This is a genomic window from Oceanimonas doudoroffii (assembly GCF_002242685.1).
Taxonomy (GTDB): domain Bacteria; phylum Pseudomonadota; class Gammaproteobacteria; order Enterobacterales; family Aeromonadaceae; genus Oceanimonas; species Oceanimonas doudoroffii.
Genome location: NZ_NBIM01000002.1, coordinates 90143 through 105284 on the forward strand (window position 1 = coordinate 90143; position 15142 = coordinate 105284).

11 protein-coding genes are annotated in these 15142 nt (G+C 62.8%); 5 read left to right on the forward strand and 6 right to left on the reverse strand.

What is annotated here, in order from left to right; translation table 11 throughout:
- Nucleotides 1–46 precede the first annotated feature (46 nt).
- Both der and B6S08_RS10110 read left to right on the forward strand, forming a co-directional pair.
- Nucleotides 47–1540 carry a ribosome biogenesis GTPase Der gene (gene der / locus B6S08_RS10105; RefSeq protein WP_094200688.1) on the forward strand — a complete coding sequence of 498 codons (1494 nt, stop codon included), beginning with the start codon at nt 47–49 and terminating at the stop codon, nt 1538–1540.
- 125 nt (nt 1541–1665) lie between these two features.
- Nucleotides 1666–2106 (forward strand): universal stress protein, encoded by a 441-nt coding sequence (locus B6S08_RS10110; protein ID WP_094200689.1) that lies wholly within the window; start codon nt 1666–1668, stop codon nt 2104–2106.
- A gap of 29 nt (nt 2107–2135) precedes the next feature.
- Here the strand turns inward: B6S08_RS10110 and B6S08_RS18420 are convergent, their stop codons facing one another.
- Together B6S08_RS18420 and mltF are read right to left on the reverse strand one after the other, a co-directional pair.
- Nucleotides 2136–2276 carry a hypothetical protein gene (locus B6S08_RS18420; protein ID WP_165662137.1) on the reverse strand — a complete coding sequence of 47 codons (141 nt, stop codon included), beginning with the start codon at nt 2274–2276 and terminating at the stop codon, nt 2136–2138.
- An 87-nt stretch (nt 2277–2363) separates the two neighbouring features.
- Nucleotides 2364–3776 carry a membrane-bound lytic murein transglycosylase MltF gene (gene mltF, locus B6S08_RS10115; protein ID WP_245849849.1) on the reverse strand — a complete coding sequence of 471 codons (1413 nt, stop codon included), beginning with the start codon at nt 3774–3776 and terminating at the stop codon, nt 2364–2366.
- A 192-nt stretch (nt 3777–3968) separates the two neighbouring features.
- On the opposite strand from mltF, the gene purL reads away from it, so the two are divergent.
- Together purL and B6S08_RS10125 are read left to right on the forward strand one after the other, a co-directional pair.
- Nucleotides 3969–7856, forward strand: a complete 3888-nt coding sequence (gene purL / locus B6S08_RS10120; RefSeq protein WP_094200691.1) for a phosphoribosylformylglycinamidine synthase — start codon at nt 3969–3971, stop codon at nt 7854–7856.
- Nucleotides 7857–8016: 160 nt separating this feature from the next.
- The gene (locus B6S08_RS10125) at nt 8017–9789 is read left to right on the forward strand and encodes a putative bifunctional diguanylate cyclase/phosphodiesterase (RefSeq protein ID WP_094200692.1); all 1773 of its coding nucleotides are present in this window, start codon (nt 8017–8019) and stop codon (nt 9787–9789) included.
- Here B6S08_RS10125 and B6S08_RS10130 read toward each other — a convergent pair.
- On the reverse strand, nt 9743–10297 hold the full coding sequence (locus B6S08_RS10130; protein WP_094200693.1) for a YceB family lipoprotein: 555 nt from the start codon (nt 10295–10297) through the stop codon (nt 9743–9745). The two genes, B6S08_RS10125 and B6S08_RS10130, sit on opposite strands and share 47 nt — an antisense overlap.
- 72 nt (nt 10298–10369) lie before the next feature.
- Here B6S08_RS10130 and cls point away from each other — a divergent pair, with 72 nt between their 5' ends.
- Entirely contained in the window at nt 10370–11827 is a 1458-nt protein-coding gene (cls, locus tag B6S08_RS10135; protein ID WP_094200694.1) for a cardiolipin synthase, read from the forward strand.
- A gap of 77 nt (nt 11828–11904) precedes the next feature.
- Here cls and B6S08_RS10140 read toward each other — a convergent pair whose 3' ends face one another.
- The 3 genes from B6S08_RS10140 to dacB all read right to left on the reverse strand — a co-directional run bounded on the left by B6S08_RS10140 (nt 11905) and on the right by dacB (nt 15141).
- On the reverse strand, nt 11905–13119 hold the full coding sequence (locus tag B6S08_RS10140) for a pyridoxal phosphate-dependent aminotransferase (protein WP_094200695.1): 1215 nt from the start codon (nt 13117–13119) through the stop codon (nt 11905–11907).
- A 241-nt stretch (nt 13120–13360) separates the two neighbouring features.
- Nucleotides 13361–13624, reverse strand: coding sequence for a GrxA family glutaredoxin (locus tag B6S08_RS10145; RefSeq protein WP_094200696.1), 264 nt, complete (start codon nt 13622–13624; stop codon nt 13361–13363).
- A 65-nt stretch (nt 13625–13689) separates the two neighbouring features.
- The gene (dacB, locus tag B6S08_RS10150; RefSeq protein ID WP_094200697.1) at nt 13690–15141 is read right to left on the reverse strand and encodes a D-alanyl-D-alanine carboxypeptidase/D-alanyl-D-alanine endopeptidase; all 1452 of its coding nucleotides are present in this window, start codon (nt 15139–15141) and stop codon (nt 13690–13692) included.
- Nucleotide 15142 lies beyond the last annotated feature (1 nt).

Consider the following 15142-nt stretch of genomic DNA (forward strand, 5'->3'; position numbering starts at 1 on the left):
TGATTGCGTGATCAGGAGCCGTTATTGTTTTTCGGAGAATGTTTTTATGATGCCAGTAGTGGCTCTGGTGGGCCGCCCCAATGTGGGCAAATCCACCCTGTTTAACCGCCTGACCCGCACCCGTGACGCCCTGGTGGCCGACTTTCCGGGCCTGACCCGTGACCGCAAATATGGCCAGGCCCGCTTTGGCGAGCTGGAATACATCGTAGTGGATACCGGCGGTATCGACGGCAGCGAAGAAGGCATCGAGCTGGAAATGGCATCCCAGTCGCTGGCGGCCATCGACGAGGCCGATGTGGTGCTGTTTATGGTGGATGCCCGCGCCGGCATGACCTCGGCGGATGAGGCCATTGCCAGCCACCTGCGTCGCTGTCAGAAGAAAACCTTGCTGGTGGCCAACAAGACCGACGGCATCGACGCCGACTCGGCGGTGGGCGAGTTTTATCAGCTGGGCCTGGGCGACATTCACCAGATTGCCGCCGCCCACGGCCGCGGTGTGCTCGGCCTGCTGGAAACCGCGCTGGCGCCTCAGCTTGAGCTGCTGGCCGGCGAGACTCGGGACGATGCCGACGAGGCGGATGAAGAACACGAGTTTGACGATGCCACCCTGGAAGACGCCATGGCGGTGCTCGACGAACTGGAGCAGGAAGAAGCGGCACCTTTTGAAGATGCCCCCATCAAATTGGCCATCGTCGGTCGCCCCAATGTGGGCAAGTCCACCCTCACCAACCGCATTCTGGGTGAAGAGCGGGTGGTGGTATACGACATGCCCGGTACCACCCGTGACTCCGTGTATATTCCCATGCAGCGGGACGAGCAGGATTACATTCTGATCGACACCGCCGGGGTACGGCGCCGGGGCAAGGTGCACGAGGCGGTGGAAAAGTTCTCGGTGATCAAGACCCTCAAGGCCATTGAGGACGCCAACGTGGTGCTGCTGGTGCTGGATGCCCGGGAAGGCATCTCCGATCAGGATCTCAGCCTGCTGGGCTTTGTGCTTAACGCCGGCCGCAGTATCGTACTGGCGGTGAATAAATGGGACGGCCTGAGCCAGGACGTGCGCGACGACATCAAGCGCGAGCTGGACCGGCGCCTGGGCTTTATCGATTTTGCCCGCCTGCACTTTATTTCGGCCCTGCACGGCAGTGGCGTGGGCAACCTGTTTGAATCGGTCAAGGAGGCCTATGCCTCGGCCACCAAGCGGGTGAACACCTCCATGCTGACCCGTATCATGCAGATGGCCCAGGACGATCACCAGCCGCCGCTGGTGCGTGGCCGCCGGGTCAAGCTCAAATATGCTCATGCCGGGGGCTATAACCCGCCGCGTATCATTGTGCACGGCAACCAGGTCAAGGATCTGCCCGACTCCTACAAGCGCTATCTGATCAACTATTTCCGCCGTTCACTGCAGATAGTGGGCACGCCCATTCGCGTGGAGTTCCAGGAAGGGGACAACCCCTACGCCGGTCTGAAGAACAAGCTGACCGCCAGCCAGCTGCGCAAGCGCAAGCGCCTGATGAAACACCTCAAGAAAAAGTAAACCCGATAAAAAAACGCCGGCCCAGCCGGCGTTTTTTTATCATTTGAGACCTGTGATTTTGCGCCCGCCCGTGCTCCTGCCTAGGCTGAAAAGGCATTCCCGCTTTTATTGTACGGAGGCCCCATATGTACAAGTCTTTGCTGGTGGCGGTAGACGGTTCCCAAAATGGCCGCAAGGCGCTGGAGCTGGCCTGTCACCTTGCTAGGGTCGATAATGCCGAGCTGCATATTCTGCATGTACCCGAAGTGCTGCCCCACGAGGCCACCCTGATCTGGGGCATTGGTGCCGTGGCCATTGGTGATGAGTTGCAGGAAATGGAAGCCCTGGGGCATCGCATCATCTCCGGTGCCGAGGCCGAGGCTCAGAAACTTGGGGTGGAAAAGATACAGACTCACCTGGTAAAGGGTGAACCGGCCCGAACCATTCTCAAGCAGGCCGCCGGGCTGGGCGCCGAAGTGATCGTGCTGGGTACCCGGGGGCTGGGAGATCTGGCCGGATTGGTGCTGGGCAGCGTATCCCACAAGGTAGCCAGCAATGCCAAATGCGGGGTGATTACCATTCGTTGACCCGCGCAGAATACCGGCGCGGTCAGGGGTTATTCAAAGCCGGCCTGGGTCAGGAAATAGGTGGCGTTACGGCGTAATATCTTGCGCCGCACATCGTGCATCATGATCTTGCGGCGGGCGCCAACGGCGGGTTTGCGCTGTTTCAGCGCGATGCGTCTTCTTCTCAGCATAAGTTCTCTCGTCTCTACCAGGCCGCATACTGCGGCCTTTTTTGCCTTGATATCAGCTTGTGATATCAGGGTAAAGTGACAATGTTATTAATATGTTGGATCTGTCGGCTGGGTCTCAGCCTGAGCGGTGGCCAGGCCGGCATCCGTGCTGGGTTTGTACAGCCACTGCAGGCTCTGATAGTACTGGCGAATGTTGCGCACAAATTTTCTGGCTTCCCGACCCCGGGCATAGCCATACCGGGTCTGGCGGTGCCAGCCCGTTTGGTGCAGCAGGGGCAGGCTGTCCTTGACCGAGGCCCAGGCATCGGGATCCTGCCCCCTAAGCCGAGTGATGCGCCGAGCATCGAGCAGGTGACCCAGGCCGATGTTGTAGGCCGCCAGTGCAAACCAGATGCGTTCGTCATCGGGAATGCTGTCGGGCAGGCGTTCGAGCAGCGACGCCAGGTAACCGGCGCCGCCACGAATGCTCTGCTCGGGATCCAGCCGGTCTTCAATCCCCATCTGGCGGGCGGTGTCTTCGGTCAGCATCATCATGCCGCGCACGCCGGTATAAGAGCGGGCTTGCGGATCCCAGTGGGACTCCTGGTAGCTCACCGCCGCCAGCAGGCGCCAGTCCAGGCCGCCCGCGTGGCGCTCAAACAGTGGCCGGTACCGAGGCAGCAGGTCTTCGGCCCGGCGCAGAAAGGTGCGGGTGTCGACGTAATCGAAGTCCTGAATATGGCCAAAGTACTTTTCATTGAGCCGGGCCATAAGGCCACTGGCCCGCTGTTGGGCGAAGTAGTCCAGCATGGCCGCCAGCAGGCTGTCGTCGTCGCGCCTGTCCATGACCCAGGCCACCGGCTGGGAGTTGGGCAGGCTAAAGGCGGCGTCCACATTGGGGTAGTAACGCTGGGTGCGGGCCAGCAGGGTGTCTTCCACCAGGGTGTAATCGGTGCGGCCCTCGGCCACCTGGCGCAACAGGTCTTCCGCATCCGTGTCCTTGCGGGGCTCCCATTGCAAATCGGGCAGATCCTGTGCCATACGGTGCAGCCATTCCGCCTGGCTGGAGCCGGCCAGCACCTGTACCTTACCCTCGAGTTGGGTCAGATCCTGAGGCCGGGTGTCTCCCTTGCGGTAGACCAGGGTCTGGGCCACTTCATAGAGGCTGGGGCCAAAACGGTAGTGCTGCCGGCGCAGGGGGGTTCCGGTAAGGCCGGCGGCCAGCATGTCGACCTGACCGGCATCGAGCAGGGCGAACAGCTCGTCCAGGTTATAGGCGGGCACCATGGTCAGCTCGACGCCCAGGTAGTCGGCAAAGCCCTGTGCCAGCTCATAGTCCAGCCCCTCTTCGCGCTCGTTGCGCAAAAAGTAGTAAAGGGGGTGGTAGAGGGTGCCGACCCTGAGCTCTTCCCTGTCCTGGATCTGTGCCTGCTGACTGGCGCCCGTGCTCTCGGGCCGGCAGCCGGCGAGGGCAAGCAGCGTCAGCAGGGCCGTGGCGGCGAATACGCGCGTTGTGTGCAAAGGCTGCTCCTTATGAGAAAACGCCGGCATTTTATAGCAAAAGCCGGCGCTTTGGTCAGGTTATTGCCGAATTTTACGTCGCCTGGGCAGGGGATGCTGCGGCAAATCGGCGTCGACAGGGCAGGGGTGTAAACCTATAATACCGCCAGTTTGAGAACCCCCCATACACTCACGCTTTGAGAATTAGCCACTATGGAAATACTGAGAGGCTCACCGGCCTTATCCGGTTTCAGAACCCAGGCGATCCTTCGTCGCGCCCAGGAGCAGGCGCTGCCCCTGACCGCCGTTGAAACCGAGTATGTGCACTTTGTCGCCCTGACCGCCGAGCTCGATGCCGATGGCCGACAAACCCTGACTCAGCTGCTCGACAGTCCCGCCGAGGCCGTCACCCCGGCAGCCGGCAGCCGCCTGATGCTGGTGACCCCCCGTCCCGGAACCCTTTCTCCCTGGTCGTCCAAGGCCACCGACATTGCCCGCAACTGTGGCCTGTCCCAGGTCAAGCGCATCGAGCGCGGCATCGCCTATTACCTGGGCTTTGAGCGTGAGCCCAGTGAGGCCGAGCTGGCCGCGGTCAGTGCCCTGCTGCACGACCGCATGACCGAAACCACCTTTGACAGCCTGGCCGCGGCCGAGTGCCTGTTCGCCGAGGCCGAGCCGGCGCCGCTGACCTCCGTCGACATTCTCGGCGGTGGCCGCGCCGCCCTGGCCGAGGCCAACCTGCGCATGGGCCTGGCGCTGGCGGATGATGAAATCGATTATCTGTTTGACGGTTTCAGCAAGCTGGGCCGTAACCCCAACGACATCGAGCTCTACATGTTTGCCCAGGCCAACTCCGAGCACTGTCGTCACAAGATCTTCAACGCCGACTGGACCATAGACGGTATCGAACAGCCCAAGTCGCTGTTCAAGATGATCAAGAACACCTTTGAGCAGGTGCCTGAGCACGTGCTCTCCGCCTACAAGGACAACGCCGCCGTGATGGCCGGCTCGCCCGCAGGCCGCTTTTTCCCCAGCCCCGAGTCGGGCGAGTACCGCTACCATCAGGAAGACATTCACATTCTGATGAAGGTGGAAACCCACAACCACCCCACCGCCATTTCCCCTTACCCGGGCGCGGCCACCGGCTCCGGCGGTGAAATCCGTGACGAAGGCGCCACCGGCCGCGGCTCCAAGCCCAAGGCGGGCCTGGTGGGCTTCAGCGTGTCCAACCTGAAAATTCCCGGCTACGCACGCCCCTGGGAGCAGGACTTCGGCAAGCCCGAGCGCATCGTCAGCGCCCTCGACATCATGATCGACGGCCCCCTGGGTGGTGCCGCCTTTAACAACGAGTTTGGCCGTCCGGCGCTGCTCGGTTACTTCCGTACCTATGAAGAGCGGGTCTCCAGCTTTAACGGCGAGGAAGTGCGCGGTTACCACAAGCCCATCATGATCGCCGGCGGCCTCGGCAACATTCGCGGCGAGCATGTTGAAAAAGGCGAGATCCCGGTAGGCGCCAAACTGGTGGTGCTGGGCGGTCCGGCCATGAACATTGGTCTGGGCGGCGGCGCGGCCTCGTCCATGGCGTCCGGTCAGTCCTGTGAGCAGCTCGACTTTGCCTCGGTACAGCGGGACAACCCGGAAATGGAGCGCCGCTGTCAGGAAGTGATCGACCGCTGTTGGGCTCTTGGCGACGACAATCCCATCGTGTTTATTCACGACGTGGGCGCCGGCGGCCTGTCCAACGCCATGCCCGAGCTGGTGAACGACGGCGACCGCGGTGGCCGCTTCTACCTGCGTGACATTCCCAACGACGAGCCGGGCATGAGCCCGCTGCAGATCTGGTGTAATGAATCCCAGGAGCGCTACGTGCTGGCGGTGGCCGACGACCGGCTGGCCGAGTTCGAGGCCTTCTGTCGCCGGGAGCGGGCTCCCTATGCGGTGATCGGCGAGGCCACCGCCGAGCGTCACCTCAGCCTGCACGACGAGCATTTCGATAACCAGCCCATCGACATGCCCCTGGAAGTGCTGCTGGGCAAGCCGCCCAAGATGCACCGCGACGTGAAAAGCGCCCAGCATCACAGCCCGGCGCTGGATCTGGCCGGCATCAACCTGAAAGACGCGGTCGAGCGGGTGATGACCCTGCCCACCGTGGCCGACAAGGGCTTTCTGATCACCATTGGTGACCGCAGCGTCACCGGCCTGGTGGCCCGGGATCAGATGGTGGGCCCCTGGCAGGTGCCGGTGGCCGACTGTGCCGTGACCGCCGCCGCCTACGACACCTATGCCGGTGAAGCCATGTCCATGGGCGAGCGCGCCCCGGTGGCCCTGCTCGACTTCGCCGCTTCCGCCCGGCTGGCGGTGGCCGAAGCCATCACCAACATTGCCGCCACCGAAATTGGCGAGCTCAATCGCATCAAGCTGTCCGCCAACTGGATGTCTGCCGCCGGTCACCCCGGTGAAGACGCCGGCCTGTACGACGCGGTCAAGGCCGTGGGCGAAGAGCTGTGCCCGGTACTGGGGCTCACCATTCCGGTGGGCAAGGACTCCATGTCGATGAAGACCCGCTGGCAGCAGGATGGCGATGATCGTAGCGTCACCGCGCCGCTGTCGCTGGTGATCTCCGCCTTTGGCCGGGTGACCGACGTGCGCAGCACCGTTACTCCCTGGCTACGCACCGATCTGGGCGAAACCGATCTCATTCTGGTGGATCTGGGTAACGGCAAGAACCGCCTCGGCGCCTCGGCGCTGGCCCAGGTCTACCGTCAACTGGGTGACAAGCCCGCCGACCTCGACGATGCCGAGCAGCTCAAGGGCTTCTTCAACGCCATGCAGGCGCTGGTGGCCGAGCAAAAACTGCTGGCCTACCACGACCGCGGCGACGGTGGCCTGTTTGTGACCCTGGCGGAAATGGCCTTTGCCGGCAACACCGGCCTGGACGTGGAGCTGGACCTGCTGGGTGGCGATCACCTGGCGGCGCTGTTCAGCGAAGAGCTGGGTGCCGTGCTGCAGGTGCGCCGGGAAGACAAGGAAGCGGTGCTGACCTGTCTGGCCGGCCATGGCCTGGCCGCCTGCACCCATGTGATTGGCGAGCCCAACCAGGACGATACCCTGCGCCTGCTGGCCGACGGCAAGGAGCTCTACGCCGAATCCCGCACCGAACTGCGCCGACTGTGGTCCGAGACCAGCTACCGCATGCAGGCCCTGCGTGACAATCCGGAATGTGCCCAGGCCGAGTTTGACGCCAAGCTGGAGAACAATCCCGGTCTGTCGGCGTCCCTGAGCTTTGATCCCAAGGAAGACATCGCCGCTCCCTTTATCGCCAAGGGCGTGCATCCCAAGATGGCCATTCTGCGTGAGCAGGGCGTCAACTCCCACATGGAAATGGCGGCCGCCTTTGACCGGGCCGGGTTCAGCGCCGTGGACGTGCACATGAGCGATCTGCAAAGTGGTCGCCTGCGCCTGGACGAGTTCGCCGGCCTGGTGGCCTGCGGCGGCTTCTCCTACGGTGACGTGCTGGGCGCCGGCGGTGGCTGGGCCAAGTCGATTCTGTTCAACGAGGCGCTGCGCGCCCAGTTCGAGGCCTTCTTCCAGCGCGACGACAGCTTTGCCCTGGGCGTGTGTAACGGCTGCCAGATGCTGTCGCAACTGCGGGACCTGATCCCCGGTGCGGCCCACTGGCCGGACTTTGTGCGCAACACCTCGGAGCGCTTTGAAGCCCGCTTCAGCCTGGTGGAAGTGCAGGAGTCACCCAGCCTGTTCCTGTCCGGCATGGCCGGCTCCCGCCTGCCCATCGCCGTGTCTCACGGTGAAGGCCGGGTGCAGACCAGACGCGCCGACATCGCCGCCCTGGAAGCCAGCGGCACCATCGCCCTGCGTTACGTCGACAACCACGGTCAGGCCACCGAGCGCTATCCGTTCAACCCCAACGGCTCCGCCAACGGCATTACCGGCCTGTCCAGCGAAGACGGCCGGGTGACCATCATGATGCCGCACCCGGAGCGGGTATTCCGCACCGTGGCCAACTCCTGGCACCCGGACAACTGGGGTGAGGACGGCGGCTGGATGCGCATGTTCCGCAATGCCCGCAAGCAAATCGGCTGATTTGCCAAATGCGACTCAAAATAAAAAGCCCGCGAAAGCGGGCTTTTTATTTGCCGTTTGAGTCTATATTATGTGCAGGCTCACACGACCTGATCCTGTCTGCCCCGAGGCAGCAATAACCACAACCGTGCCCCCATAGTGAGATAACAAGAGCGTAATCATGGAATCAGAGAACAGCTCGGCGGTGACCGCCTTTGAAGGGCACACTCCCTTTGCGCTGGCCGAGCCGGTACGGGCCAACAACGATCTCGGCCTGGTGCGGCAACTGATGCTGCACACGCGGGAAGGCATAGTGCTGATGGATGCCCGGGGCCGGGTGCTGGAGGTCAATCCGGCCTTTTGTTGCCATTGCGAGCTGGATGCGGACAGCCTGAAAGGGCGGCACCTGACTCACGTCAGCCAGGGGCGCTATCAGGGGCGTTTCTACCGTCGCATTTGGCAACGGTTGCAGTTTCGCGGGCACTGGGAAGGTGAAGTGGAGCATCTGACCGGGCAGGGGGAAGTGGCTACCCACTGGCTGATGCTGCGGTTGATCCGCGACGAAGCCGGGCTGATCAGCCATATTATCGGGATTCTCGACAACATCAGCCGGTTGCGCCAGTCTGAAGAGCGGCTCAGCTATCTGGCCCATCACGACAGCCTGACCGGTGCCGCCAACCGCGCCTTTTTGCTGAGCTGGTTCGCCCGCATCAAGTGCGACCTGCATCCCGACGAGCAGCTGGCGCTGCTGTTTATCGACCTGGACAGGTTCAAGCCCATCAACGACGGTTTTGGCCACGGCGTGGGGGATCAGGTGCTGAAAACCCTGGCCGGGCGGCTGCGGCAGCAGGTGGATGCCAATGAAATGGTGGCGCGCATCGGTGGTGACGAGTTCGTGCTGGTATGGCGCATGAGCGGTGGTGAGGAGCAACCCTTGCTGGAGCGGGCCGCCCGCTTGCTGGAAAACATGGAGGCGCCGGTCAGCGCCGGTCATCACCAGTTGAGTGTGGGGGCCAGTGTGGGCATCAGCCTCTATCCCCGGCACGGGCTGGAAATCGAAACCCTGCTGCGCTACGCCGACACCGCCATGTACGAGGCCAAGACCCGTAGCCAGGCCCGTATTTCCCTGTTTGACTCCGCCAGTTTTGCCCGGCTGGAGCTGCGCAGCCGGCTGGCCCGGGAGTTTCACGAGGCACTGGCACGGCGGCAGCTGTTTCTGGAGTATCAGCCGAGGCTGGATGTGGAGTCCGGTCGCATAGTAGGGGCCGAAGCCTTGTTGCGCTGGCGCCATCCGGTGCTGGGGCTGGTCCCCCCGGACGATTTTCTGCCTGCGGCACGCAATGCCGGCCTGCTGGGGCGGCTGGCGGAGTGGGTATTCGGCGAGGCGGCCCGGCAGTCGCAAGACTGGCGACGGCAGGGCTGGCAGGGCCGCATCAGCCTGAACATGCGGGGACTGGAGCCGGAGCTGGAGCAGCAGCGGATTTTGCGGTTGCTCGATATTCTGCGCGAGCACGGCGCCGAACCGGCGGACTTTGAGCTGGAGCTGCGCAGTGACTTCATTATGCGCCGCAGTGACTCCCTGCTGCGGGTGCTGTCGGCCTTTCGTCAGGCCGGCATGGGTGTCTATCTGGATAACCTGGGTGACGGCCGGCTCAACCTGCGGCTGCTGCAGCAACTGCCGGTGGACGGCATCAAGCTGGATCGACGGCTGTTCGCGGAGGCCTTTGAAGACTATGAGCGGGCGGTGATCCGTGCGCTGCTGTTGCTGGCCGGCACCCTGGGGCTTGAGGCCGTGGCCTGCGGAGTGGAAAACCGGGAGCAGCTCGCCTTTCTGCAGGAACATGGCTGTCACCTGATCCAGGGCCGGCTGGTGGCGCCGCCCCTGGCACCGGCACAGGTGCCGGCCTTTATGGCAGGCTGTCCAGCCCCTGCAGGGTCAGCCGGCCGGGACTGATCTCCAGGCTCAGCACTTGATCCTGCAACTGGCGTCGCAGCGGATCCTGCTCGCTCAGCCGGTATACCGGGTAGCGCGACAGGTAATCCGCCAGGCTCTGCAGCAGCAGCGGCATCACTAGCCCTCCCTGGGAGCCGGCGCCGCTGTTGTTCAGGCGATATCCCAGCAGTTCAAATTCGTCCAGATAAAGGGCGCCTTCCTTGCTGTCAAAGCGGGGGCGGGCGCTGAAGTCGCCGCTGATGTCCCAGTCCTGTTGTTGCTCCCCCTGATCCAGGGTAACGATGCCCCGCCCGCTGACCCGTGCCTTGTCCGGCTGTTGCCGTCCCAGCTCAACCTGCAGGTCGGCCAGGCGCACGGCGGCCTTCAGCCAGCTGCCCAGGGTCACGGGAAACTCCCGCCCCAGCTGACTGGCCAGGTGCTGGTTGAGTTGTTGCTCGGTTAGGCTGAGGGTTTGTGCCGGCAGGGCGGTGCTAACCCCAAGCAGGATCAAAAAAAGTATACTTTTCATAGTCCTGTATCCATGATGCAAAAAGACATGGGCACAGTCTGCCCCGTCTGGGGAAAGAGGAGCAAGGCGTTTTTGAACGATTACATCGATACCCTGCTGGGCTGGTTGCTGTTTGCCACCCATACCAGCCTGGTGGTGGGGGTAACCTTCAGGGTGATCATGAAGCGCCGGCCGGTGGGAGTGTCCCTGGCCTGGCTGGCGCTGATCTACGCCATTCCCATTTTGGGCGTGGCCACCTACATACTGTTCGGCGAGGTGCGACTGGGGCGCAAGCGGGCCGAACGGGCGCGGGCCATGTACCGGCCCCATGCGGACTGGATCAACGTGCTGGTCAACCGCTTTCCCGGTCAGCAGTTTGAGGTGAGCGATCAGGTCCGACCCATTTATGAGCTGGTCAAGGCCCGGCTCAACATGCCCATGCTGAGCGGCAATGGCATGACCCTGCTGCAGCAACCGACGGAAATTCTGAGCTCACTGCGCATGGACATCGAGCGGGCACGCAGCTCCTGTTATCTGGAGTTCTATATCTGGCACCAGGGCGGCATGGCCGACGAGGTGGCCCATGCGCTGATGGCGGCGGCGCGCCGCGGTGTGGACTGCCGGCTGCTGCTGGACTCGGTGGGCAGTGCCGACTTCTTTCGCAGTCGCTGGCCCGGCCGCCTGCGCGAGGCCGGGGTCAAGGTGGTGGAAGTACTGCCGGTGGGCGCCTTTCGCGTGCTGTTTGAACGACAGGATCTGCGCATGCACCGCAAGCTGGTGGTGATCGACGACGACGTTGCCTATACTGGCTCGATGAATCTGGTGGATCCCGCCTGCTTCAAGCAGGACGCCGGCGTGGGCCAGTGGGTCGACATCATGCTGCGCATTCGCGGCCCCATCGTGCCCATTATCTGGTCGCTGTTCGTGTGGGACTGGGAAATGGAAACCGGCGAGCGGCTGCTGGAGCAGCTGGAATACCACCCCATCTGTTGCCTGGACAACCAGCTGAGGCTGCAGCTGTTGCCCTCGGGGCCCTTTATGGGCGGCGATGCCATCAGCCAGAGCCTGCTCAGTGCCGTGTATCAGGCTCGGCGGCGGCTGGTGCTGGTCACTCCCTACTTCGTGCCCGACGATCCCCTGGTGGCGGCACTGTGCTCCGCCGCCGACCGGGGCGTGGAGGTGCAGCTGCTGCTGCCGGAGAAGAACGACTCGCGCATGGTCAATCACGCCTGCAACGCCTTCTTTGACGAATTGCTGCACGCCGGCGTAGAAATTCACCTGTACTCCGCCGGCCTGCTGCACACCAAGTGCGTCCTGGTGGATCACCAGTTTGGCCTGGTGGGCACGGTGAACCTGGACCGGCGCAGTTTTTGGCTGAACTTTGAGATGACCCTGCTGGTGGATGACGGCCAGGCCATGGGCGAGCTGTTGCAGCTGGCCGACCGCTACCTGGCGGACGCTCGGCCGCTGTCGTGGCTGGAGTGGCGCCAGCGGCCGCTGCGCAAGCGGCTGCTGGAAAACCTGTTTTACCTGCTCAGCCCGCTGCTGTAACAGCGGGTGAGGAGTGAGGGGAGAGGCGTAAGGAGAACGGCCGCCTTACTCCTCAACCCTTACTTCTCACCGTCACTTTACTGCTTGTAATGCTTAAGGAAGCGGGCAATGCGGCCGATGGCGTCTTCGATGTCGTCGACTCTGGGGAGGGTCACCAGGCGGAAATGGTCCGGCTTGGGCCAGTTAAAGCCGGTGCCCTGCACGATCAGCATTTTTTCCTGCAACAGCAGATCGTAGACCATCTTCTGATCGTCGCGAATGTCATACACCTTGGGATCCAGCCGGGGGAACATGTAGATGGCGCCCTTGGGCTTGACGCAGCTGATCCCGGGAATCTCGTTGAGCAACTCCCAGGCACGGTCGCGCTGGCGGCGCAGCCGGCCACCGGGCAGTACCAGCTCGTTAATGCTCTGGTAGCCGCCGAGCGCCGCCTGAATGCAGTGCTGCATGGGCACGTTGGCGCACAGCCGCATGGAGGAGAGCATCTCCAGCCCTTCGATATAATCCCGGGCCAGGTGCTTGGGCCCGCTCAGCATCATCCAGCCCTGGCGAAAGCCGGCGGCGCGGTAGCTTTTGGACAGGCCGTTAAAGGTGGCCACCAGCACGTCGTCGCACAGGGTACACACCGAATGGTGGGCCACGTCGTCGTAGAGAATCTTGTCGTAGATTTCGTCGGCAAAAATAATGAGCTTGTTCTGGCGGGCGATCTCGATCACTTCCAGCAAAAACTCGCTGCCGTAGACGGCGCCGGTGGGGTTGTTGGGGTTGATCAGCACGATGCCCTTGGTACGCGGGCTGATTTTGGATTTGATGTCGTCCAGATCCGGGTACCAGTCGGCCTGTTCGTCACAGGTGTAGTGCACCGCCTTGCCGCCGGAGAGGGTCACGGCGGCGGTCCACAGCGGGTAGTCCGGGGACGGCACCAGAATTTCGTCGCCGTTGTTGAGCAGCGCCTGCATCGACATCACGATCAGCTCCGACACCCCGTTACCGATATAGATGTCGTCCAGATCCGTGGTGCGCAGTCCCTTTTGCTGGTAGTACTGCATGACCGCCTTGCGTGCCGAAAACAGCCCCTTGGAGTCGCAATAGCCCTGGCTGGTGGGCATGTTGAGAATGGCGTCCTTGAGCAGCTCTTCCGGTGCGTCAAAGCCGAACGGCGCCGGGTTGCCGATGTTCAGCTTGAGAATACGGTGTCCTTCGTCTTCAAGGCGGCGGGCTTCCTTGTGAACGGGTCCACGAATGTCGTAACAGACGTTGTCCAGCTTGTGGGATTTTTCTACTGAATACATGGGTGTTTACAGCCTCGGAATCATACGGTTGCCCGGCAGCGACGAACCCGGCAAGGGCCGATCTGGATTCGGTTGGCGGACAGTGGCGTCAGGTAATGGGACCCATGATGGAGCTTTGGCTACCGAATGAAAAGAGGAAAAAGGGGGCTTTGAGCGAAAAAAATGCTGAAAACGGTGATTTTTCAGCAAGCTTGGTGTGAAAGGCTCCACGTGGGCGGCCGGCTGGCCGCCCGAACAGCGCTTACTGGTACAGGCCCAGGTGCTCCTTGGCGTGGGCTTCAAAGTCGGTGAAGCCGCCGATGTGCTGCTGGTCGAGGAAAATCTGCGGCACCGTCTGTACCGGCTTGCCCACGGTCTTTTCCAGGTCTTCCTTGGAAATGCCTTCGGCGTGAATGTCCACATAGCGGTATTTGAAATCTTCCCGTTCGGTGCTGAGCTTGTCCGCCAGCTCCTTGGCGCGTACGCAGAAGGGGCAACCGGGACGACCAAAAATCACTGCAAACATGCTGTTCTCCTTAAATCGGTGAGTCGGGCGCCAGTATAGACAGGGCACGCCCCCGATGAAAATCGTTAGTGTGTGTTGTTTTGATTGGTTTTAACGATGGATGAACGTTGCGTCACCCCTTCCAGCCAGTCCCGTTCAAAGCGCCGGGCCGGCCATTCCAGCTCGCCGGCGGCCATGGCAGCGGACTGCTCGGGGCTGATGGACAGCCCGTTTTGCAACAGCACAAAGGCCTTGCGTTCCCCGTTGTCGGTATCGATAAAGCCGGCCAGGTTCTGCACATGGGCAATGGTACCGGTCTTGGCGATCACTCGCCCTTTGAGTGCGGGCCCCTGCACGCTCTTGCGATAACGCAGGGTGCCACTTTCGCCACTCACCGGCAGTGCGGCCATCAGCCATTGCGCTCGCGGATCCTGTGCCATGGTCAGCAGCACCGCCATCAGATCCTTTGCCCGCAGCAGGTTATGGGCAGAGAGCCCGGAGCCGTCGGCCAGCCAGGATGGTCCCAGGTCGATATCGGCTTCTTGTTTAAGGATCTCGCGCACCGCCTGGGTGCCGTTGCGAAAGCTGCCGGGCTGGTTAAAGTGCTGTGCCCCCAGGGTGCGCAGCAGGCTGTCGGCGTAGAGGTTGTCGGAGTGCGCCAGGATTTGCCGGGCCAGCTCGCGCAGCGGCGGCGAGTCATGCTGGCCGAGGGGGGCCCAGTCACCGGCGTCGACACGGCTGCCCTCAATATGGCCGGACAGCGTGATGCCGGCCTGCTGCAGCGCCCAGCCGGTGAGCCGCTTGCCCCAGGCGGTGACATCCTGAATGGCAAAGCGCAGCGGCCAGGGATCCTGGCGTGGGCCGATACAGCCGGTGAGGTGATACTGATTGGGCGGCGTCATGTCAAGCTCCAGCGCACAAAATCGTTGCTCCCGCTCGGCCTTGTTCAGCACCGCCACGTCGGCGCTGACGGTGACGGGCTGATGGGCCGGCACCGTGGCTCGGGCCGGCTGGCCAGAACGGGCATAGAGCGCACCCTGCACGCAATTGCGATCCAGGATCAGCGCCGCCGCCGGTGCCGTGTAGCATACCCCCAGATCGTTCCAGGACCAGCCATTGCCCCGATCATAACCGGCAAAGCGGTACTGGTTGAGCAGCACCCGGCCGCTGACGTGGCGAATGCCGCTCTGGCGCAGCAGTGCCGCCAGCTGTTCGCGGGTGAGGGAAGGATCGCCGGCAAAGTCGATCAGTAGATCGCCATCCAGCCGGCCCTGTCGCAGCTCGCCCCGGTAGCGCAGGGTGGTGGTGTAGTGCCAGTCCGGCCCCAGCGCCAGGGCGCCGGCCAGCACGGTGACCAGCTTCTGGGTGGAGGCGGGCTTCATCAGCTGTTGTTCCTGATGACGCCGCTCTATGTTGCCGGTCGCGGCATCGGCCAGCATCCAGGCACTCTGGCCATTCGCCGGGGGCGTAGCGGCCGATACCGAGGTGACAAAGGCGGTGGCCAGTACGGCAGAAACAAGGGTGGAAAGCAGTTTCATG